Source organism: Salinibacterium amurskyense, assembly GCF_002797685.1.
Classification (GTDB): domain Bacteria; phylum Actinomycetota; class Actinomycetes; order Actinomycetales; family Microbacteriaceae; genus Rhodoglobus; species Rhodoglobus amurskyensis.
Window position 1 is genome coordinate 191,176 of record NZ_PGFH01000001.1, and the last position, 20,569, is coordinate 211,744.

17 protein-coding genes are annotated in these 20,569 nt (G+C 62.1%); 5 read left to right on the forward strand and 12 right to left on the reverse strand.

Going from position 1 to position 20,569, the window contains the following annotated elements; all coding sequences use genetic code 11:
* Window positions 1-19: 19 nt before the first annotated feature.
* The 9 genes from CLV85_RS00905 to CLV85_RS00945 all read right to left on the reverse strand — a co-directional run bounded on the left by CLV85_RS00905 (window position 20) and on the right by CLV85_RS00945 (window position 10,303).
* Window positions 20-487: a DoxX family protein gene (locus CLV85_RS00905; RefSeq protein ID WP_205030303.1), complete on the reverse strand. Its 468-nt coding sequence runs from the start codon at window positions 485-487 to the stop codon at window positions 20-22.
* Between the two features lie 47 nt (window positions 488-534).
* The gene (locus CLV85_RS00910) at window positions 535-1,746 is read right to left on the reverse strand and encodes an MFS transporter (protein WP_100387741.1); all 1,212 of its coding nucleotides are present in this window, start codon (window positions 1,744-1,746) and stop codon (window positions 535-537) included.
* 3 nt (window positions 1,747-1,749) lie between these two features.
* Window positions 1,750-2,403 carry a DUF624 domain-containing protein gene (locus tag CLV85_RS00915; protein ID WP_100387742.1) on the reverse strand — a complete coding sequence of 218 codons (654 nt, stop codon included), beginning with the start codon at window positions 2,401-2,403 and terminating at the stop codon, window positions 1,750-1,752.
* Window positions 2,400-4,367 (reverse strand): DUF4962 domain-containing protein, encoded by a 1,968-nt coding sequence (locus CLV85_RS00920; RefSeq protein ID WP_229820417.1) that lies wholly within the window; start codon window positions 4,365-4,367, stop codon window positions 2,400-2,402. The genes CLV85_RS00915 and CLV85_RS00920 overlap by 4 nt, the downstream gene beginning before the upstream one ends.
* On the reverse strand, window positions 4,364-6,229 hold the full coding sequence (locus CLV85_RS00925; protein WP_100387743.1) for a heparinase II/III domain-containing protein: 1,866 nt from the start codon (window positions 6,227-6,229) through the stop codon (window positions 4,364-4,366). Before CLV85_RS00925 ends, CLV85_RS00920 begins: the two co-directional genes overlap by 4 nt.
* Window positions 6,226-6,990, reverse strand: a complete 765-nt coding sequence (locus CLV85_RS00930) for an SDR family NAD(P)-dependent oxidoreductase (protein ID WP_100387744.1) — start codon at window positions 6,988-6,990, stop codon at window positions 6,226-6,228. Before CLV85_RS00930 ends, CLV85_RS00925 begins: the two co-directional genes overlap by 4 nt.
* Window positions 6,991-7,051: 61 nt before the next feature.
* The gene (locus tag CLV85_RS00935) at window positions 7,052-7,987 is read right to left on the reverse strand and encodes a carbohydrate ABC transporter permease (RefSeq protein ID WP_100387745.1); all 936 of its coding nucleotides are present in this window, start codon (window positions 7,985-7,987) and stop codon (window positions 7,052-7,054) included.
* Between the two features lie 2 nt (window positions 7,988-7,989).
* The gene (locus CLV85_RS00940) at window positions 7,990-8,949 is read right to left on the reverse strand and encodes a carbohydrate ABC transporter permease (RefSeq protein ID WP_100387746.1); all 960 of its coding nucleotides are present in this window, start codon (window positions 8,947-8,949) and stop codon (window positions 7,990-7,992) included.
* A 73-nt stretch (window positions 8,950-9,022) separates the two neighbouring features.
* Window positions 9,023-10,303, reverse strand: coding sequence for an ABC transporter substrate-binding protein (locus CLV85_RS00945; RefSeq protein ID WP_157847460.1), 1,281 nt, complete (start codon window positions 10,301-10,303; stop codon window positions 9,023-9,025).
* A gap of 298 nt (window positions 10,304-10,601) precedes the next feature.
* On the opposite strand from CLV85_RS00945, the gene CLV85_RS00950 reads away from it, so the two are divergent.
* On the forward strand, window positions 10,602-11,666 hold the full coding sequence (locus CLV85_RS00950) for a LacI family DNA-binding transcriptional regulator (RefSeq protein ID WP_100387748.1): 1,065 nt from the start codon (window positions 10,602-10,604) through the stop codon (window positions 11,664-11,666).
* On the forward strand, window positions 11,641-12,012 hold the full coding sequence (locus tag CLV85_RS00955) for a DUF2834 domain-containing protein (protein ID WP_100387749.1): 372 nt from the start codon (window positions 11,641-11,643) through the stop codon (window positions 12,010-12,012). The genes CLV85_RS00950 and CLV85_RS00955 overlap by 26 nt, the downstream gene beginning before the upstream one ends.
* 56 nt (window positions 12,013-12,068) lie before the next feature.
* On the opposite strand, the gene CLV85_RS00960 is transcribed toward CLV85_RS00955, so the two are convergent.
* On the reverse strand, window positions 12,069-13,436 hold the full coding sequence (locus CLV85_RS00960) for an NAD-dependent succinate-semialdehyde dehydrogenase (RefSeq protein ID WP_100387750.1): 1,368 nt from the start codon (window positions 13,434-13,436) through the stop codon (window positions 12,069-12,071).
* A complete protein-coding gene (locus tag CLV85_RS00965; RefSeq protein ID WP_100387751.1) occupies window positions 13,433-14,716 on the reverse strand; it encodes a M20 family metallo-hydrolase in 1,284 nt (427 codons plus the stop codon). The genes CLV85_RS00960 and CLV85_RS00965 overlap by 4 nt, the downstream gene beginning before the upstream one ends.
* A 220-nt stretch (window positions 14,717-14,936) precedes the next feature.
* Between CLV85_RS00965 and CLV85_RS00970 the strand changes: the two genes are divergently transcribed.
* Window positions 14,937-16,109, forward strand: coding sequence for a PucR family transcriptional regulator (locus CLV85_RS00970; protein WP_157847461.1), 1,173 nt, complete (start codon window positions 14,937-14,939; stop codon window positions 16,107-16,109).
* Here the strand turns inward: CLV85_RS00970 and CLV85_RS00975 are convergent.
* Entirely contained in the window at window positions 16,095-17,804 is a 1,710-nt protein-coding gene (locus CLV85_RS00975; RefSeq protein ID WP_229820414.1) for an amidohydrolase, read from the reverse strand. The two genes, CLV85_RS00970 and CLV85_RS00975, sit on opposite strands and share 15 nt — an antisense overlap.
* A 142-nt stretch (window positions 17,805-17,946) precedes the next feature.
* Between CLV85_RS00975 and CLV85_RS00980 the strand changes: the two genes are divergently transcribed.
* The gene (locus tag CLV85_RS00980; protein ID WP_100387753.1) at window positions 17,947-19,122 is read left to right on the forward strand and encodes an RsbRD N-terminal domain-containing protein; all 1,176 of its coding nucleotides are present in this window, start codon (window positions 17,947-17,949) and stop codon (window positions 19,120-19,122) included.
* A gap of 256 nt (window positions 19,123-19,378) precedes the next feature.
* Window positions 19,379-20,476, forward strand: a complete 1,098-nt coding sequence (locus CLV85_RS00985) for an alcohol dehydrogenase catalytic domain-containing protein (RefSeq protein ID WP_158592983.1) — start codon at window positions 19,379-19,381, stop codon at window positions 20,474-20,476.
* Window positions 20,477-20,569 lie beyond the last annotated feature (93 nt).

Sequence of the window (20,569 nt, forward strand, 5' to 3'; positions counted from 1 at the left end):
CGCTCATTCACAGAAGTTATCACGCGCCGAGGGTGCGACCCTCGTTGCGGCGATAGGCACGCCACGCGCGCCAGGCGCCGGTCGACCAGAGCGCCCACAGAACGAGCACGGGCTGGAACGGCATCCGGATCCAGCGTTTGAGGTCGGTGTCGAGCCCGAGCGAGTCGACCTGGTTCACGAGCTGCGAGATGTTGCCGGGGTAAATCGCGATGAAGAACGCAGCGGCAACCCAGCCCACGTGCGGGCGGTACTTCTTGGCGAAGATGAGTGCACTGCCGAGCGCAATTTCGACAACACCGGATGCCACAACCACGAAGTCTTGGTCGAACGATTGCCAGTCGGGCACTTGGGCTTGAAAGTCTTCGCGCGCGAACGTGAGGTGGCTGATGCCGGCAAACACGAGCGAGGCACCGAGCGCGATGCGCCCAATTCGGCGGCCGATGCGGCTGGCTCGGGAAAGTTCGTCGGGCTCGGTTGAATCTCTCACTGATGCGACGTGGATCGGCTCGCGGGGTGGTGTCTGCTCCATCTGCCCTATCTTGGTGCGCTCGGCTTAGAGTCTGCCGAGCCTGACGCCTGACGCGGCCCAAAAACCACGAACATGATGGCGACGATAATCGCCCATACCGGGTAGGTCAGCCAGACCCAGGATGCTCCGGGCTCGCCCGAATCGGCGAGCGCGTAGATCACACCGGCCGAGCCGCTTCCGGCAGCGCCACCGATCGCGTTGGCGAGGCCCTGCACTCCGAAGTAGCTGGCGACGGAACCTTCCGGGGCAAAACGCGAAACGGTGGCGTTGAGCACGGGCTGCGCCAACATTTGGCCGACGATGAACACGGCAACGCCCACGAGCATCCCGACCAGATTCGTCGACAAGCCCATGATGCCGATCCCGACTCCCAGACAGGCAGTCGCGCCAGCGAGCGTGATGCGGTCGGGCAAGAAGCGGTTGGCGGCGCCCGTGAGCGGCAGCATCGTGAGCACCATCACAATCGCGGCGCCCGAGTAGATGAAACCGAGATCCGACGGGCCCGAGGTGAACTCGGCCGCCCGGAACGGGATCACGAGATAGAACTGCGCGATCAGCACCGCGGTGCCCGCGACGAGAGCGCAGTACCGCAGGAACGCGAGGTCGGCGAAAGCCACTCTCAGCCGTGGCGGCGTGCGCGCTGCATGCTCCTCCCCCGGGCCGGGCAAACCGATCGCGCTGATGATAAACGCGATCACGAACATCCCGGCGGCCGAGAGGCTCACGAACGCGAAGTCGGCCCCCGCGAGAAAACCACCGATGATCGGGCCGACGATGAAGCCGACATTGCTCACGACCTCGCGCGTCGAATACACCCGTACGCGGTCGCTGCCGGTGGTGAGCGCCGCATAGGCCGAGTAGCTGGCGGGGTGAAAGAGTGCGCCGCCGAGCCCCGTGAGAATCGACGCCACCACGAGCAACGGCACCGATTCCACCGTTCCGAGCATCGCGAAACCGGAGGCGCGAACCAGCACTCCGATCAGGATGGCGCGGCGAAAGTTGATGCGGTCAGCAACCCACCCGGCGATCGGCATCATCCCGTTTTGAGCCGCCGTGCGGAGTGCCGTCAACGCCGCAACGACTGCGATCGTGAGGGTCAGATCTTGCAGAAAGTGATACGCCAGCAATGGCACGAGCATGTAGAAACCGACGGCCATGATGAAGGTGTCGCTGTAGAGAACCTTCAGAGCGAAGGAGACCGGTGGGCGCTTCGCCACGCCCTAATCCTGTTCGTCGTTGACGGGACGCTTCGGGCCCCACGCCCGCACGCCCACGTAGACCGGCAGCGCGATCGTCACGAACGGCGCGAGGCTCGGCAGCAGCACCGAGGCCACGATGGTGACCGTCAGCGTGAACAACACGAGCAGCGAGCGACGCGGATGCTGCAGCATCAGCACGAATCCCTCACGTGCCCAGGTGCGCGCATCCGCTTCGGTGGAGAGCGTCGCGGCCGCCGTGAGCGCGACGGCGAACACGCCCACCGCAGCAGCGATCGGCATCACGGCGGCGGCAAACATAAGCGCGAGCGGGTCTCCGGTGCTCGTCAGTTGCGCCGCGAGGAAGATGCCGTCGGCCACCAAGATCGCGAAGACGACGGTCGCGATGGCGCCGAGGCCCAGCGTGCGCCGCCACGTTTCCCGAAACTGCCGGAACGTATTCGTGAAAACTTTGTCGTCGTTCGTCACATTCCAGAGGGCGAAGGCGCGCGCGAGCGCGATCGCGGCCGGCAGCACCGTGATGATGCCGAGCGACAAGATGAGCACCGCAAGCGACCCCAGGAAGATGTTTCCCGGATACGCGAGCGCACCAAGCAGAGTGGTCTCCCAGCGGGGAGACCGTCTCGTGCCCTGCGGTCGCTGCGGTCGTTGTCTCATCGGTGCGTACTCGTGCTCCCCTGGAATCCATCGCCCACGACGGCCGTTGCGCCCAAAGTGGGAGCGTCGCCATCAAAGCCCAACGATACGGTTTCGGTCACTCCGTCGCGCTCGATCTCCACACGCACCCCGCCCGCTGCGACGTCGTAGCGGATGCTCGCGGGTGCGGTGTCATCCCAGCGACGCGACTCGAGCACCGTGACGAAGCGAGCACTCGTGGTCGCCTCGCTCAGTCGCTTGAGGGTGTGCTGCTTCTTACTGATTGCCAAACTCGGCGTGGATGACGTGGGGTTAGCGTGCACGAAGGTTTCGACGATTTCGCTGATGGGGTTGTCGTCGAGCGCAGCGATCGGCATGACACCGTGTCCGGCATCCGCTCGCCACCGCTTGTCGCCGAGCCCGACCGGAGCGTTGTCGGTTTGCAGCAACCAGGTCCAGGTGCGGGGCTGGTCGGCAGCGAGATCGTCGGCAATCACGAGGGTTCCGCCGGGCGTCATGACGAGGTGGCGGCGCACCCGCGTGACGCCGAGCGCCCGGTCGTACATCGCCGAGGATTCGCTCACCGCGTGAGTCCAGCCGTCTTTGAGCGTTGTCGTCAGAATCTCGGCCGTGAACTCTTCGGCCAGCTCTTCGAACACGTGATACCGGTCTTCGTTCACGAAGCCGTTGCCGTCAACGAGGATCGAGTTGTGGTGTTCGGTGAGCTTGCGCGACGAGTAGCCCTCGTCGATCGCCAGGTACGAGCCCTGACCTAAGAACACGAAGCTGCCGGAGTCGGGATGGTGGTGCCCCGCGTTCAGCGTGACCCAGCCGTTCTGCTCGCGCTGGCGGTGCGACTGGTTCCACGCCTTGTGGCCGCCACCGGGTGAGGCCTTGAACGACACGAGTGCCGCTTGCTCATCCCACGAGGTGCGCCCCACCACGAGACCGAGGTCGTCGAAGTACTTGCTCGGTGGGAGCGTCTCGGGGCCAGCCGCCTCAACGCTGGGGTCAAACCACAACAGCTCTTGGTACGCCTCGGGGCGAACGCCGGGCCGCACTCCGCTCTCGTACGCTTCGCGCCAATAGAACTCGGTCGACACCTTGTTCGCCAACCACTGTGCCTGCGGGATGCGGTACTCGGCAGCGAGCTTGTAATACAGCGCGACCGGATGCCCGCTGCGGCGGTCGTGGCAGTCACCGTGGTCGACGATCCGCTCCAGGTCGGGAGCTGCCTGGTAGAGGCGGTACCAGAACGTCTCCTTCAAGTAGGTGCCGCGGTTGAACCAGTCGATGCCCTCTTGGTCACGCAGCACGTCAAGGTAGCTCGCGATCCACGGCACTCCGTAGCGCCAGTACACGACGCCCTCGTTATTGGAGCCATCGTCGGGAAGCGAGTCGAGAACTAGGGCGAAGTTCTCCTTCGCGCGCTCAGTCCACGCCTTCGCTTCGGGGTACTTCTCTTGCAGCGCGTAACCGGCGGTGGCGAGGCCGGCGTAGCAAATCCAGTTGTGGTTCTGCCAGTACGACGACGACCACCATCCGCCCTCTTTCTCCACTGCGAACTCATACATGCGCTGGCCTTGAAGCAGCAGTTTGTCTTCGAGCGCCTGCTTCTCTTCGGGGCGCAGCGCGTCGCCGGCCCACGAATAGGCAAGCGAAAGACCGTGCAGAATCCAGCCCGCGTCGAGGTCGTGGTCGGGCAGATTCGCCTTGCCCCAGTGCGGGAACGACAGCGGCGGCGCCAACCAGCGACGCAACTCTTCGAGGTACGCGTCTTGCCCGGTGAGGCGGTACGCCAGCGCGAGATTTGCCGAGCCCGGTCCGAAATAAGTGATGGATGCCAGCGGGTGTTCCTGCGGAAGTTCCATCCCCTTCGCGCGCTCGCACTCCTCGAGCAGTCGACGGAACTGCGCACTCAGCGGCCCATCAAGTTCGCTCCGCAGCGCTTGCTCGCGAGAACCAATCAGCATGGGGGTGGTCACAGTGCTACCTCTATTCGGGTGGTGTCATGGTCAGAAAGTTGGATGTCGATGGCGAGGTTCGTGCCCTCAACGCTCGCGCTAACGGTCGCAATGCTGCGCTCGGCGTCGAAGGAGTAGACGCTCACAAAGCTGGCTTCGGATGCCGTCGCCGCCCAGTCGCCAATCTCTTGCAGTCGGCTCGGATCGTCGGAGGGCCCGCGCCCGGCGTGCAGTTCTAGCGTGCTTTCGCCGGAAGCCCAGTGCCATCCGGTTAGCGCCGCCGGCTGTTGCTCGGTGCGTTTCGCGTGCGCTCCTGCGGGGGTTGCGGCGGAGGCTGCGGCAGCAGAGGAGGCGGCAGCGGCTCCCCAGGTGGAACGCCAGGCATCGCCCTCGACCACTACGGCGAAATCCACGGCGGGGCGAAGACCAAGCGAAATCTCGTGAGGTTGGCCGTCGTCGCACGACACGTGCACGACATCCACGAGCAGTCCGTCGCTGAGCTGCACCGTGCGGCTCAGTCGCACGCCGTCGATCGCGGTCGTCGTCACGGCCGTGACACGGGAGGCCGCGGCATCCCACGCAGTGATTTCGGCGGTGGCTTCGACCTGATCAGCGCCGTCAACGCGAACCGTCGGATGCGCGATCGTTCGCGCGTAGTACGAGTGACGAAGCGCATGCCCATACGGCGGCACAGCCGGAGCCGGCTGCCACTTCGCGCCATCGCCGTACAGGTAGAGAGCGAGTTTGTCGAAGTGACCGTGAGCTCCCCCGTGAGGTCCAGCATCGAGGATGCCGACCATGCGATTGCGTGAATCACGCAACACGACATACCCGGCATCCTCGAATGCTCGCGAACCGACCACCACCGGTGCGCGGTCAAGCGGTGCGCCCACAAACCAGCCATCGAGCATCCACTCGAGGCCATCGTGGTCAGCACCCAGTCGTTCAACGACCCACGACTGCACAGTCGTCAGGCCGGTGTCACTAAAGAATTGTGCGCTCAGCGTGCAAATCTCGAGCACTTCGCGGTGCATCGCGACCCGGTCATAAGGGCCGTCATGCAGCGCGGGCAAGAAACCGTCGGGAGACGCAATCGACACCAGAACGTCGATCATCGAACGCACGCAGTCGACAGCCTCCTCAGGCATGTCACGCGGATTAACCCCGCGCAGCGCCAAGAGATAGGCCCGCAAAACGAACACGTGATAGTAAGTGGATGCCTCCCACTCCCAGCCGTCAGAACGTACCGCGAGCTGCATATGGTCGAAGACCACCGCCGCAAAGTGCGGTGCGACCGATGGCCCGCCCAGCGTGTGCGACGCCAGCGCTACCAACCGGGCTGCGGCATCCAGCCAGGCGGTGTAGTTGCTGCGCTGATCGTTGCGATCTTCCACAAGGATGCGGCGAGATTCGGCCAGTGTCGCGGCCAATCCGTCGAGGGTGCGGCTGAGTTCCGTCGATTCTTGCAGTTTGGGAATCGCTCCGAGCGTGATGATCGCATCCGCGAAGCCGACAGCCCACTGCGCCTCAGACAGCGCCTGAGCAAAGAGCTTGCCCTGCAGCATCCACGATTCGCTCCGGTCGCTCCAGCCGGCGGCCGAAATCTGCACGTAGAGAGAGGAGTAGTCGAGCACGAGTTCAACGGCCCGAGCACGGTCGGCTTCATCGCCGTGAAGGGAGTACCGCCGCGCAGCAACCCGGGCGGCACGAGCAAGCGCTTGATGCTCGAGTGCGAGCCAGGCGGCCTCAACTTTGTCGCCTGTGAGGCGACAGCCGTGGTCGCACAGAAACTCGTTACCCTCGCGAGCACCAAGCTCGATGCCGTGGGTGGGACAGACGTAGTCGTGCCACCATCCACCGGGCTGCTGCGGAACAGAACTCATCGGAAGTTGAGGCCTCCGTTGATGTCGACTACCTGGCCAGTGACGTACGACGAGAGGTCAGAGGCCAAAAACAGAGCAACGTCGGCAACGTCTCCCGCGGTTCCTGCACGCCCAAGGGGGATGCCCGCGACGATGTTCTTCTGAGCCTCGCCCGGTGTGAACGTTTCGTGGAAGGCCGTCTCGCCGATGAAGCCAGGGGCCACAGCGTTAACGGTAATCTTCTTCGACGCGATCTCCTTGGCGAGCGCCCGAGTGAAGCCGACGACTGCAGCCTTCGAGGTTGCGTAAACCACTGATCCAGCACCGCCACCGTTCTCGGCAGCGAGCGAGGCCATCGTGATGATGCGACCGTGCTCCGACTCGGCGAGCGCGGGGAGGGCCTGACGCGTGGTGAAGAAGGTGCTGGCGATGTTCACATCCATCACTTCGTTCCACCGCTCATCCGTGGTCTCGGTGATCGTGGCGCGGCCCACCAAGTGGCCAGCGTTGTTGACGAGGATGTCGAGGCCACCGAGGAACTCGACGGCGGCATCCACGAGCTTTGTCGCCTGCGCCGAGTCGGTGAGATCGGCCTGAACGGCGAGCGAGCGGCGCCCACCAGCCTCGATCTGCTGCTTCACGGAGTTAGCGCCTGCTTCACTGTGGGCGTAGTGCACCACAACATCGGCACCCGCCTTAGCCAGTGCGATAGCGATGGCCGCGCCGATTCCTGCTCCGGCGCCTGTGACGAGTGCGCGTCGTCCGGTGAGGTCAATGCTCATTTTTCTTTACCGTGCCTATCTCTTTGTTGGTGATGGAAAGTTCGTGAATGGATGCGGCGAGCTACTTGATGCCCGCGTTAGTGAAGCCCTGAATGAAGTACTTCTGGGCGAAAATGAACAGGATCACCATGGGAACTGTCGCCATGGTTGTTCCGGCCATCAGGTACTGCCACTGCGTGTTGTCGAGCTGCTGGAACACCGCGAGCCCCACCTGAATCACGCGCAGGTCGCTGCTGGTCGTCACGAGCAAGGGCCACAGGAAGTTGTTCCAGCTCTCTTGGAACGTGAGCAGCCCCACTGTGGCGATCGCTGGCTTGATGAGTGGCGTGTAGATCTGCGCGAAGATGCGGAACTCGCCCAGCCCATCGATGCGAGCGGCCTCTTCGAGGTCTTTCGGCAGCGATAAGTAGAACTGGCGAAAGAGGAAGATCGCGGATGCGCTGAGCCCACCAGGAATGATGAGTGCCCACCACGTGTCCAGCCAGCCGCTACCGCCCTGGCCGAGGATGTCGTTGCCGCCGAACAGCGGCATGAACTTCACGAGCAGGAACTGCGGAACGATCTTCGTGTAGGTGGGGATCATCAGCATCGCGATGAACGCGAGGAAGATCGCTTCACGGCCGCGGAAGTAGATGCGAGCGAGTGCGTAGCCAGCCATCGCACCGAGAGCGATCGTGATGAGCGTGTGCGTTGTAGCGATGACGAGACTGTTGCGAAAGTACAGGCCGAACGGCGCAGCATCCAGCGTCGCGGCATAGTTGCTCCACATCCACTCTTGCGGGAACACCGTCGGCGGAAACTGGGCCAACTCGGCTGGCGACTTGAGGCTCGTGAGAACCATCCAGAGGAACGGCACCAGCATCGTGATCGCGCCCAGACTGAGCAAGATATTGACGAGTACCGCCTGGCGTCCCTTGGCGTGATGGAACCACCGCTTGCGGGGTGCAACTGTGACCTCTTCGCTGATAGCGAGGGCTTTGATAGTGGGGAGGGTCATCGCTAGTCCTCTTCTTTGGTGACGCGACGGCTAATGAGCGTGACGAAGAGCAGGAAGGCGAAGAGGGCGACCGACTGAGCCGAGGCCATTCCCATCCGGAACTCTTGGAAGGCGGAGCGGTAGACCTCGTAGGTCATCATCGTGGTCGCGTTCGCGGGACCACCGTCGGTGAGCACGTAGATCTGGTCGAAGACTTGGAACGCTCCGATGATCGAGATGATGAAGACGAAGAAGGTCGCCGGCTTGAGCATCGGAACGGTGATGCTGAAGAACTGGCGAACCGCGGATGCGCCATCGAGCGAGGCAGCTTCGTACAGCGACTCGTCGATGTTCTGCAGCGCCGCAATGTAGATGAGCATCTTGATGCCGATGCCCTGCCACGCGCCGACCAGAATTACGGAGGGCAGTGCCCACTGCGGGTCGACGAGCCACGCTTGGCCGGGAAGGCCGATCGCTTCGAGGCCGGCATTAAGCAGACCGTACTGCGGGTTGAAGATCCAGAGCCACACCATTGCGATCGCGACCGTGGCGGTGACCTGAGGAAGGAAGAAGGCGGTGCGGTAGAACTTCTGGAGCTTGAGGCCCTGGTTGAGGAGCACTGCCACAACGACGGCCACGGCCATCGACACGGGCACGGTCCAGAAGGTGTACCAAATGGTGTTGCCGATCGACTGCATGAAGACCGGGTCGTTGAACATCTCAACGTAGTTGTCGAACCAGATCCACTTCGGCGCCGAGAAGATGCCGTAGTCAGTAAAGGAAAGGTAGAAGGTCGCGATGACGGGAATCAGCGTCCAGAGGCCAACGTGAATAACGGATGGCGTGATCATCAACCAGCCAGCACGTCGCCGCTTCTTCTCGGCCATACTGATGCGCTTGCGTTTGCGCGGTGGTGCTGTCGCAGTGCCGGGCACGGACGCCGCTTTCGCGACCCGAGCTGGCCGGTGGTCTGTAGTAGTCATCACGCCCTCGTGTGTTTGGTGCTGGGGAGGTGGATGCTCGGGCACATGGAGTACCCGAGCATCCGGGGAGGAACTAGCGGTCTATCGAGGTCTGAACGAGCGCGGCGAGGTCGTCAAGCGCCTCTTCCGGTGTCTTCTGACCAAGCAGAGCTGCTTGAACGGCGGGAGCGAAGTCACCACGGACTTCGAGCCACTGAGCGGGGCCACCTTCACGCTTGGCGACATCCAGGTTTTCCATCGCGAACTGAACGAAGCGGTTCGACTGAACGTAGTCAGAGTCGAGTAGTTCGGTCAGAGCCGGCACGTTTCCGCGCTGTTCGTTGGCGGCAAGTGCAGCCTCGGGGCTCGACAGGAACTCGAGCAAGGCACGAGCGGCCTGAGGGTTCTTGGAGTTGTTGGCAACCGTCGCCAAGGTTCCGCCGAAGAACATTCCCGAGGACTCACCCTGAATCACGAAGGGTTCGAGATTGTCGAGCACAGTTTCGTCTGCCTCGAGCGCCTGAGTCCAGAGGTTGTTGTGAGCGATACCCATCGCGGCGCGGCCGTTGATGAGCGGGTTCACGATGTCATCGGTTGACGTGAAGCCGATGTCCTCTACTTCGTACTTGTTCACGAGGTCAGCCATGAGACCAAGAGCAGCGACACCCTCATCACTGTTGAAGGTGGGCTCCGTGGCATCCGCATTGAAGAGGTCTCCACCGGCGGAGAAGAGCACTGTCTCGAAGGCCTGGCGGGCATCCAGCGACATCATGTCGAAGCCGGCACGTTCAAGCGAACCATTGGATGACCGAACCGTTGTTGCTTCGGCGATCTCAATGAGCTCGTCCCACGACGACGGTGGGCTGTCGTAGCCCGCTTCCTTGAGGATGTCCATGCGAGCGACACCAAAGCGAGTGTCGAGCATGATCGGCACAGCGTAGACGTTGCCGTCCCACATGCCTGCTTCGACGATCTCGTCGGTGTAGCTCTCCTTGAGGTCAGCTTCACTGAGGCCGAGTTCACCGAGGTCGGCGAGTACGCCCTTATCGGCGAAGGCTTCGATCCAACCGACGCCCATGAGCATTACGTCAGGCACGAGGCCCGAGACGACCGCCGTAGTGAGCTTCTCGTTCAGGTTTCCGTAGGTCGTGTAATCCACGTTGACCGTGACGTTGGGGTACTCCTCGTAGAACTGCGGAAGCAGCTCATCTTCGAGAAGGTCTTGCCCAGGGCTTCCTTCAAAAATGGGGGTAAGCAGGCTGATCTCGCCCGATACCTCATCGGGGTTCAGATCGGCATCCGCTTCTCCGGCTGAACAGGCGGCGAGACCGAGACCCATCAGGGCCACCATCGCGACCGATGCTGTGCGGCGCATTCGTGACTTCACTTCCATGTGCATGTCCTCTCAAGCTGAGATTGAGCGACGGCTCCAGTGCCTTCGTTCCGCGACGTCGTCGTCGGCTCATTCGATTCCTAACCGATTTCCTAGGGGGGTGGATGAAATCGGTGTAACGATGCACTGACCATAGACGAGTCGTTCTCCGTGAGTCAAGAGAGCCGCCGGATTATTTCTGAACACTCAAGCAAGAACTGGACCACTGGTTGCCGAGATTCAATAAATCGTTACACTAAAACGACGATCATCAGGATCGACGACAACCGAAGGAGGTCGCGTGGCTCGAGTAACCATCCAGCACGTGGCGCAAGCTGCTGGGGTCTCCCCCAGTACCGTCTCCAACTTTCTGAACGACCGTCAGGGTCGAATGGTCGCAGCAACGCGAGCTCGCATCGAGGCGGCTATCGCAGAACTTGGCTACCGCCCCAACCGTGCTGCTCGCCAGCTGCGCAACGGCAAGACTCAAACCGTCGGCCTCGTCGTGCCCTCCGTCGGCAACCCTTTCTGGGGAGCCTTCGCCCATGAAGTAGAAGTCGCCGCATTGGCCTTGGGCTGCAGTGTTTTGCTCTGCAACAGCGAGCGTGACCCGGAACGCGAGCGCCGCTATGTCGAAGAGTTGTGGGAAGACGGCGTTCGCAGCATCATCCTGTGCACCTCGCTGCCCTCGCTCGATCACGTCAGCCATGTCATCGAAGAAGGCCTGCGCCTCGTCACGTTCGACCGGCCGGCACAGCCCAATGACCCGCAGTCTGTGGTGAGCATCAGCATCGACAACAACGTCGGCGGCCAGGTTGCGACCGCGCATCTCCTCGAGCTCGGTCACACGAGCATCGCCTTCGTGTCGGGCTCGATCCGTTCGGTCAACCGGTCTGCGCGCTACCGCGGGTATTGCGATGCCCTCGAAGCCGCCGGTCTCTCGGTCGCGGACATGCCGCAGTGGACCGGGATGGATGCCTCACACTTCGGTGACGTCGAAGCTGCCGAAGTAGGGCGGGCCGCCGCGCGCGATCTCTTCGCTGATCCCACGAACGCGCCCACCGCGGTGGTAGCGATCAATGACATGACGGCACTCGGATTCTGCCGCGGGCTCCGCGATCTCGGCCTCAAGGTCGGCCGCGATGTCTCCGTGATCGGCTTTGACGACATCATCCTCGCCGACCTCTATGACCCACCGCTCACGAGCGTTCGCCAGCCCATCACGCGGATGGCGCAGCTCGCCGTCTCAGAGGCCATCGAGCGTGGTTCAAACGAGTCGACCGACCCGGGCAGCTCGGTTCTCTTGCGCCCAGAGCTAGTGGTGCGAGAGTCTACGGAGCATGTCCCCTCAGCCGCACGACCGTAAGCGCTCCGCTCTTCTCCGCCACTGGAATGCCACCGCAATCACTTTCGCGGTGCTTTCCCTCGTCGGCTTAGTCGGCACGTGGGTCTTCAACGCGCTAGCGATCGTGCAGATGCGGGATTACCTCGGCGACTGGTTCGGCAGCGGCCCGGCCGTCAACTCGCTCGGCGTCGACCTTCTCGTCGTTGCCGTGGCGGGCAGCATCCTGATCATCATCGAAGCACGCCGCCTCGGGATGAAGCGGCCCTGGCTCTACATCGTGCTCTCGGGCATCACGGCCTTCGCGTTCACCTTCCCGCTGTTCCTCGCGATGCGCGAGCGCAAGCTCGTGGAGCTCGGGCGCCGCTAGCCCAAGACACCAAAAAGGGGAGCAGCCGCAACGCGGCCACTCCCCTAATCACACAACTACGCCCGACGAATGAGCTTGCGGTTCACGAATTCGGCCATGCCGTATTCGCCAAGCTCTCGGCCCATTCCTGATGACTTCACTCCACCGAAGGGGAGGTCAGCCTGGGTTTGCGACGGGGCGTTGATTGCGACCATGCCGACTTCGAGCTGTTCGGCAACAGCTTGCGCACGCGCGTCGTCAGAGGTGAAGATCACACTTCCGAGTCCATACGGCGAATCGTTGGCGAGACGAATTGCGGCATCCTGATCCGCAACCCGGTACACCGCGGCGACCGGCCCGAAGATCTCTTCTGTGTAAGCGCGGGTGCCCGGCTGAACATCCGCGATCACTGTCGGCTCGACGTAGGCTCCGGGACGATCGATGCGCCCACCGCCGGTAAGCAAGGTTGCGCCATTGGCCACCGCATCCTCAACCTGTCCAACGACCTGAGCAGCAGCAGCTTCAGAAGACAGGGGGCCGAAGGCGACACCTCCCTCTCTAGGCTCACCCACCTTCAGCGCCTGAACCTGAGCCACGAAGCCCTCAACGAAACGGTCGTAGATCGCATCGAGCACAATGATGCGCTTCGAGTTGTTGCAGGCCTGACCGGCGTTGCCCATGCGGCCGGCAACCGCCCCCGCGATCGCCGCATCGAGGTCGGCGTCGTCGAGCACAATGAACGGGTCTGATCCACCCAGTTCGAGCACGAGCTTCTTCATCTCGCGGCCCGCGATCGCACCCACGGCACGCCCTGCACGCTCAGAACCGGTCAACGAGACGCCCTGAATGACGGGGCTTTCGATGATCGTTTCAACCTGCTCGTTGGTGGCGAAAATGTTGACGTACACGCCCTCCGGGAATCCGGCATCCGCAAAGATCTCGGCGATTGCTTCGGCCGATTCGGGGCAGCTTGGGGCGTGCTTGAGCAGCATCGTGTTGCCCAATGCGAGGTTCGGCGCCGCGAAGCGGGCGACCTGGTAATACGGGTAGTTCCACGGCATGATGCCGAGCAGGGCGCCAATGGGTTCGCTTCGAACATAAGCCGATCCGGATGCCACGTCGATGGGCTTGTCCGCCGCGAACGCCTCCGCGTTGTCGGCGTAGAAAGCGTAAATGCTCACGCACAGGTCTACCTCGCCAAGAGCTTCCGCGGTGGTTTTGCCCATCTCGCGGATGATGATCTCAGCAAGCCGTTCGCGATCGGAAGCATAGCGATCAGCAACCTTCCGCAGCATGGCCGCACGCTCCGCGATGGGAACGAGACGCCACTGACGATACGCCTGGCCAACGGAAGCGACAGCCGTTGCTATCTGTTCGTCGGTCGCGGTTTCATAGCGCTTAACAACGAGACCGGTAGCGGGGTCTGTAACGGCGTAGTCGATCACGAAAGTTCCTTGTCAGTTGAATCGGATGTTGCTGGCGCGAGCTCTCCCGCCACCAGACGACGAGTCACCTCAGCGATAACGGCGAGGCCGGCCACGAGGTCTTCATCGGTGGTGTATTCGCCTTCGGCGTGAGAGATTCCTTCGACCGAGGGAACGAAGAGCATGACCGTGGGAACAATATCTTTCATGTTGGTCGAGTCATGACCGGCGACGGTCATGATGTCCATGTGCGAAAGGCCTAGCGCTTCCGCCGAGGAACGGCTGACGTCGACGCCCTCTGGCTGGTAGGGATTGATGCCCCACGAGTGCGACAAATTCATGTCGACGGAAACTTTGGCATCCGCTTCAATCTCGGCGATGGCACTGGCGAGAATCTCGTCTGCTTCCTTCAAAACGGCCTCGTCGCCCGACCGCAGGTCGAGCAGAAGGGTAACTCGCGAGGCTACGACAACAGGCGAGTTGGGATAGACATCCAATTGACCGACAGCAGTGTGGAGGCTGCCGGGGAAACGGTCGGCAAGACGACGAGCAGCGACAACGAGCAGCGAAGCGCCGAGGAGCGCATCGTGGCGATCCTCCATGACGGTCGCACCGGAATGAGCTTGCTCACCCTTGATCACGATGCGGTACTTGCTGGCGGCCCAGGTGGCCGTGACCAGGCCGATTGTGACCTTGGCATTTTCGAGAAGACGGCCCTGTTCGATGTGGATCTCTGCACAACCAACGGCCTGAGGGCCATCACCCGTACCCACAAATCCCGTGTCAGCCAGCGCCTGCTCAACCGTGACGCCGAGGTGGTCGGTGACGGCGAGCGCTGTCTCCAGAGCCATCTTGCCGGTGTACACCGAGCTGCCCATCATCGATGGGGCGAAGCGGGAGCCCTCTTCGTTGAACCAGTTGACGACGGCGAGGTTGTAGGCAGGCGTAACGGCGCCCTGTTCCCACGCTTCCTTGAGGCGGAAGGCCGAGTGCGCAGCAGCGAGAACGCCGTACGCGCCGTCGTACTTGCCGGCGGTCGGCTGCGAGTCCATGTGAGAACCGACGATGACGTAGGGGGCACCGGGCACCAGTTCGAGAAGACCAAACTGGTTCGCGATGCGGTCGTACTCCACGGTGAATCCGTGAGACTCGAGCAAGCCAGCGAACCACCGTCGCTGCTCGATATCTGCAGCGCTGGCGGCCTGACGGTCAACTCCACCGTCGCCGGTAGCTCCGAACTCGCTCATCGTGGCGAAATCGGCCAAGAATGCGGCGTCGGTAGTGATGTCGTTGGCGTCCATAGGACGGATCCCTTCGTCGGGTGGTGCATGAGCGCTCAGATCAGAATTGACCATTTGCACATCTGGATTCCCGCAGTTGTCGCTGCCCAGAAGCTGACGTCAGAACGGGTAGATCAATGATTCCAACGATCTTCAGCCCCGGCAATTGCGAATGTGCATATCATTGAGGAGACATTATGTGCACCTGCACAGACTGAAATCTGTCAGAAATGTGATGGACATGACCGAGTCATCCGTACCCCGAATTCTCGCGCAAGCTACAAGCGCGTGCCTCCTTGAGGTTGACGCTCTCGTCTCCCGGTGGGCCGTTCAGCTCGGCACAATCGATGCGTACAAAGCCGGACTCGTCGATCTGGATCGCGTCGCCGCCGATTGCCGAATGATCTTCATCCGTCTACTCACCGATATCGGTGGCCACGAGATTCCAGCCGAGGCTCGGGATGTGTCCGAACGCGTCGGGCACTCTCGCGCGCTTCAGGGGATCCCTCTTGTCGATGTGATGTCGGCCGTACGGCTGGACTACCGCATTATGTGGGAGGCGATTTCCGCGCACACGACGGATGCCGAGATGCGAGAGGTATTCGACAGCGTTCCCCGCATCTGGGATGCCGTCGAGCGCCACAGCCAAGAACTCACCACGGCGTACACGGCGACTCAATTCGGCATGGCGCAGGTACGGCAGGACGAACGACGACTCTGGTTTGCTCGCATCCTTGAAACGGACGGCAAAAACCACGTGCTCAACACCCGCGCCTGTGCAGTGTTGTCCTTCGCGCCCGAAAGTGACTTCACCGTCTTCACGCACGCCGACCGAGTCGACGAGTCTCTCGACCGCCTTCAGAACACCCTGCAGCAAGCGGGCGTCGTGTCTCACCATCATGAAACCGTGGCCGGTCCGGTACTCATTGCCCAGATGCCGCGGGAGGGCTCATTGCCGCTGAACGCGATCACTCACGAGCACAAGGTATTGATGCTCGACGACATCAGGGGTATCTCTGCGATCCCGGCCGCTATCCGGGTCACTCAAGCCGTGGCTCTCGTTTTGCCCGCGGGCGATGCCCGCTTGGTCAATGTCAGTGATTTTTGGCATGTAGCGGTTTTTCAGAATCCTCTCGATGCCGCCCGCATCCTCCACCAGCGCCACGTTGACTCGCTCCTGAAGCTGCCCTTCGCCGAGCGTGCGGTGCTTGAACGCACTGCCACTGAGTTTCTTCTGACCGGCTCAATCGCTCTTGCCTCGCGAGCTCTGTTTTGTCATCGCAACACCGTGACCAACCGTCTCGACAGCCTCGAACGCGTGACCGGCTTAGATCTACGACTTCCAGCGGAAGCGTCGCTGTACATCCTCGCCCGCAGCGCAACTCGGGCTGAAGCGACGTCACTCAGCGACTGAACCCCGCACGCCTGGCACAGCCGAGAAAAGTCCGCTCCTGTCGTGACTCACGAAGCCACCGACGATGGTTGCCTCGACACCGATCTGACCGATGCGCTCAGCCCGAACATCCACGGGGCTATCGGCAAGCACCACAAGATCGGCGAGCATTCCGCGGGCCACCGTGCCTTTGCGAGCGCCCCACCCTGTAGCGACGGCGGAACCAACGGTGTAGGCGCGCAGCGCTTCATGCGCGGTGATCTTCTCCCCCTCGCCGTAGCTGGCCCCTGACTGAGTCAGACGCTCGACGAACGATTGCATCACTGCCAGGGGCGCACCGGGCGCGACGGGGCGGTCAGAACTTCCTGGCAGCACGATTCCGGCATCAAGGAAAGAGCGGGCACGGTAACTCCACTGCGCTCGTTCGGCGCCCAGCCGTTCGATCATCCCGTCCCCAAAGAGGCGGATGAAGTGGGGTTGCGGCACGACGCTCGCCCCGGTGGCAGCAAGGCGCTGCAACTGATCCGGCCGGATGACGCCTCCATGCTCAATCCGGTTCGGCATTGTGGGGTGCGACGAATCTTCGCGCGCACTCTCGAGAATCCCCAAAGCAAAGTCCAGGGCACCGTCACCGATGGCGTGCAGTGCGAGGGCCCAGCCTGTGCGGTGGGCTGCGAGCGCCTGCTCTCGCAGCGCTTCAGGATCACCCTGCAAATAGCCGTGGTTGTGAGAGGCGCCTTCGTAGTGCTCCGTCATGAGCGCCGTAGAAGCAAGGAGCGAACCGTCGGTAAAGATCTTGGTGGGACCGAGCTGTAACCATTCATCGCCAGCACCTGAGCGGATGCCTGCAGCCAGCCCGACGCCGGCGGGGTCATCGCTGTGTCCAGGGAGCGCGTCGAGCGCGTCGATGCTCACCATTACTTGCATCCGCGAAAGGAGCTTTCTCGCATCTTTTGCATTCTGATACGCGGCGAATTCGCGAGGACTGTGGCCGATCCAGCCGCCGGCAATTCCGGCATCCGTCACGCTCGTGAGGCCTTCGCGGGCGTACTGCGTGGTCGCTTTGGCGAGTGCATCCTCGATAACGGTCAGCGGATACGGGAGCACCAGCTGTTGCACGAGGCTCATCGCGGTTTCCTCAAGAACACCGGTTGGCCGGCCGGAGTCGTCGACCACGACACGTCCCCCGCTCGGCACGGTCGGGGCGGAGTTCTCAGCGCCGACGAGCTTCAAAGCCACACCGTTGAGAACGCAGGCGTGCCCGGAACTGTGCTTGATCCACACCGGGCGCCCCTGCGAGACCCTGTCGAGTTCATCACGGTCGGGGTAGTTGCCACCCGTGGCATGGTGATTGAGGCCACTCGCGATAATCCATCCATCGCCTTCGGAATCAGCAGCCGCCTCAGCTATAACGTCGTAGATGTCGGTCAGCGTTGTTGCGCCACTGACATCAGCCTCAATAAGCGTGAGTCCGAACCAAACGCTGTGAGCGTGCGCGTCGTTGAACCCGGGAACCACGGTTGCTCCCTGCGCGTTAATGCGATTGCGGGCAGAGACCCCCAGGAGCTCTTCGTCGATTCCGACAATCACGCCGTGATTGATTCCCACACTGTGGGCGTACGGACGAGCCTCACTCATGGTGATAATTGACGCGTTTTCGATGATGGTGTCGATGAGCACTGAGGCATCCTTGAACTGAGAAATCGAAGTGGACATCGAAGGATGCCAGGCCGTCGAGACCTTGGTCGCCTATTTAACCGGGGCATAAAGTCACTATCAATGGGATTTTGTGGCACTTATGGGCAATAGGCTGTGCACATCACCAAAGGTGATGATCCGGCTCTAATCGAGGTTTGGCATGAAAGCACACGGCAACCCAGCGTCGGAGCAGGCAGACGTGGTCGATAACGAGTGGTTACAGCTTGTCGACCGTCTCTTCATTCACCTCGATGAGATCGTTGCGGATTTCCTCTCCCGATTCGCCGAGGCGGAATATTACGAACCCCGAGTCGTGGAGGAAAGCGATCTCGCCCGCACCGCCAACGATGTGCTCAGCATGCTGCTCTACAAATTGGGCAACAAAGAGCTGCCGATTCAGTTCACCTCCCTCGCCCACGATTTTGGCGCCCGTCGTGCTCGCCAAGGCGTTCCCGAAGATGTCCTCCTCGAGGCCATCCGGCTCGATTTTCGAGTCTTATGGTCTGCGCTGCAACAGCATGCCGGGCCCGATTCCGAGGCACTCCTCGTGCGGAATGTGGAACGCGTGCTCACCACCGTGGAGGACTACGTCAGTGAGGTGCAGCAGTCCTTTCTGGCAGAACAGTCCCGACTCACCCGGGATTCCCGCTTGCTCACGGCCCGTCACGTCTCACGTCTTTTCTCTAGCGACACCTCCCGCCCCGAGCTGGTCGCCGAAATTGCGGCTGGCCTAGGCGTCTCCTCCACGGCTCGGTTCGAGGTTGCCGTGGTCGTTGGTGAAGGCGTCGCTGAATTACAAGCCCAACTGGCGAAGGGCGCAGTCTCACCAACTTGGTTTGGCTACGATCACGGCGATGGTTTCTGCCTGTTTCGCGAGCAGGGCACTCCCACCGCGAACACCACAGTGACCGACGAGTTAGCGGATCTCCCCGGGGGCTACGTCGATGAGGTACTCGGCCTCGCCCACGTTCCCGCCGCAGCTGCCACCGCGGCAATTTTTGCGCGGCACGCCTCGCGCTCCGCCCAACCGCGGATGATCGGCAATGACGACGCCTGGCTTTCCGTGGCGCGCGAACTGTTGAACACCGCAATCCCTGACTTTGGACGCGACATCCGCGAAGCGCTATCCGAGTGCACAACGCACGAGCGCGAGCATCTCGTACAGGCTGTACTCACGTACGCTGAGACAGGATCGATCAAGCTGACTTCTGAACGCTTGTTCTGTCATCGCAATACTGTGGTCAACCGCCTCAGTACGTTTCGTCAGGTCACAGGGCTCGACATTACGGTGCCCAAAGATGCCGCAATTGCGTTGGTGGCGCTGCACTCTCCGTGACGGATATTTCCGGCATGTTTCGCCCACAATTCCGGCTGAGCTAATTCGGCGCGATTTTGGGCAATTGCACAGCGAGGCACCCAAGATCGCACAATTACGACATTGCCGATGACTCTTTGCTGCATCTAGCGTTGCTTCAACGAACCGGAACGCACGGTTTTTGGCAGTCGAAACCAAGGCCATCAGACACGACAAATGTTCGTTGCTCATGGCCCCCATCTCTGCCCACGTTTTCATTCAGCAGTCAGGAACGCACATGAAATCTCTCCTCTTCGATGGCGTCGGCACCGAGCCCTATCTCGCAGAAGTTGCTGTCGCCGATCCGCGTGCTGGTGAAGTGCTCGTTCGCATGACAACCGCCGGCGTCTGCCACTCTGACCTGCACGTCATCAACGGTGACTGGCCGTTCGACCACCGCGTTGCTCTCGGGCACGAAGGTGCCGGAATCGTCGAGGCGCTCGGCGAGGGCATCAGCGATCTCGCTGTCGGCGACCAAGTCGTGCTCTCCTGGTTTGCCCCCTGCAACACCTGCGCCTCCTGCATCGCCGGTCAGTCCTGGCTGTGCCAAGCCTCAGGCGCTGCAACCAACGGATTGCCCGACGGCAGCACTCCTCTTACTGCGGCCGACGGCAACGAAGTCCGTCCGTACCTCGGTGTCGGAACATTCTCCGACTACGCCGTCGTGCCCCGCTCGGCCGTCGTGCCCATCCCGGCTGAAGTGCCGGCAGCGGTGGCAGCACTCATCGGGTGCTCGGTCACGACCGGGGTCGGAGCTGTCATGAACACCGCCGACGTTCGCGCAGGGCAATCTGCAGTCGTCGTCGGATGCGGTGGCGTCGGCCAGACCATCATCATGGGTCTGAAGCTTGTGGGCGCCAGCACCATCATCGCGATCGACCTCTCCCCCGACCGGCTGGAGACCGCAACAGAATTCGGCGCAACGCACACTCTCCGCGGCGACGACCCAGAACTGGCCGAGAAGATCGTGGCGATCAGCAACGGCGGCGTCGATTACGCGTTCGATGCGATTGGCCTCGCCGCTACATCCGCTCGCCTCCCTGACTACCTGAAGCCGGGTGGGGCGGCCGTTCTCGTGGGAATGCCCGCGCGCGATGTCGAAGTTGGCTTCAAGACGTGGCACCTCGTGGCAACCGGAAAACGCATCCTCGGCTGCAACTACGGTTCATCACGCCCTCAGGTCGACTTCCCTCGAATCGCTCGCCTGTACCTCGGCGGCCAACTTCCCCTCGACAAATTGATCGGCGACACCATCCCCGTTGCCGATGCAGCCCGTGCCATTGACGATCTGCGCGCCTCCACCGGGCGCCGCATGGTCGTTGATCATTCCCTGTGAGCCACTAACTCTGCAGCTTTTCTCGCACGGCCGCTTTATCTGCGCCTCCTCAGCGGGCGCAGCCCTTCCGCAGTATCACTCCCAATAAAGGAC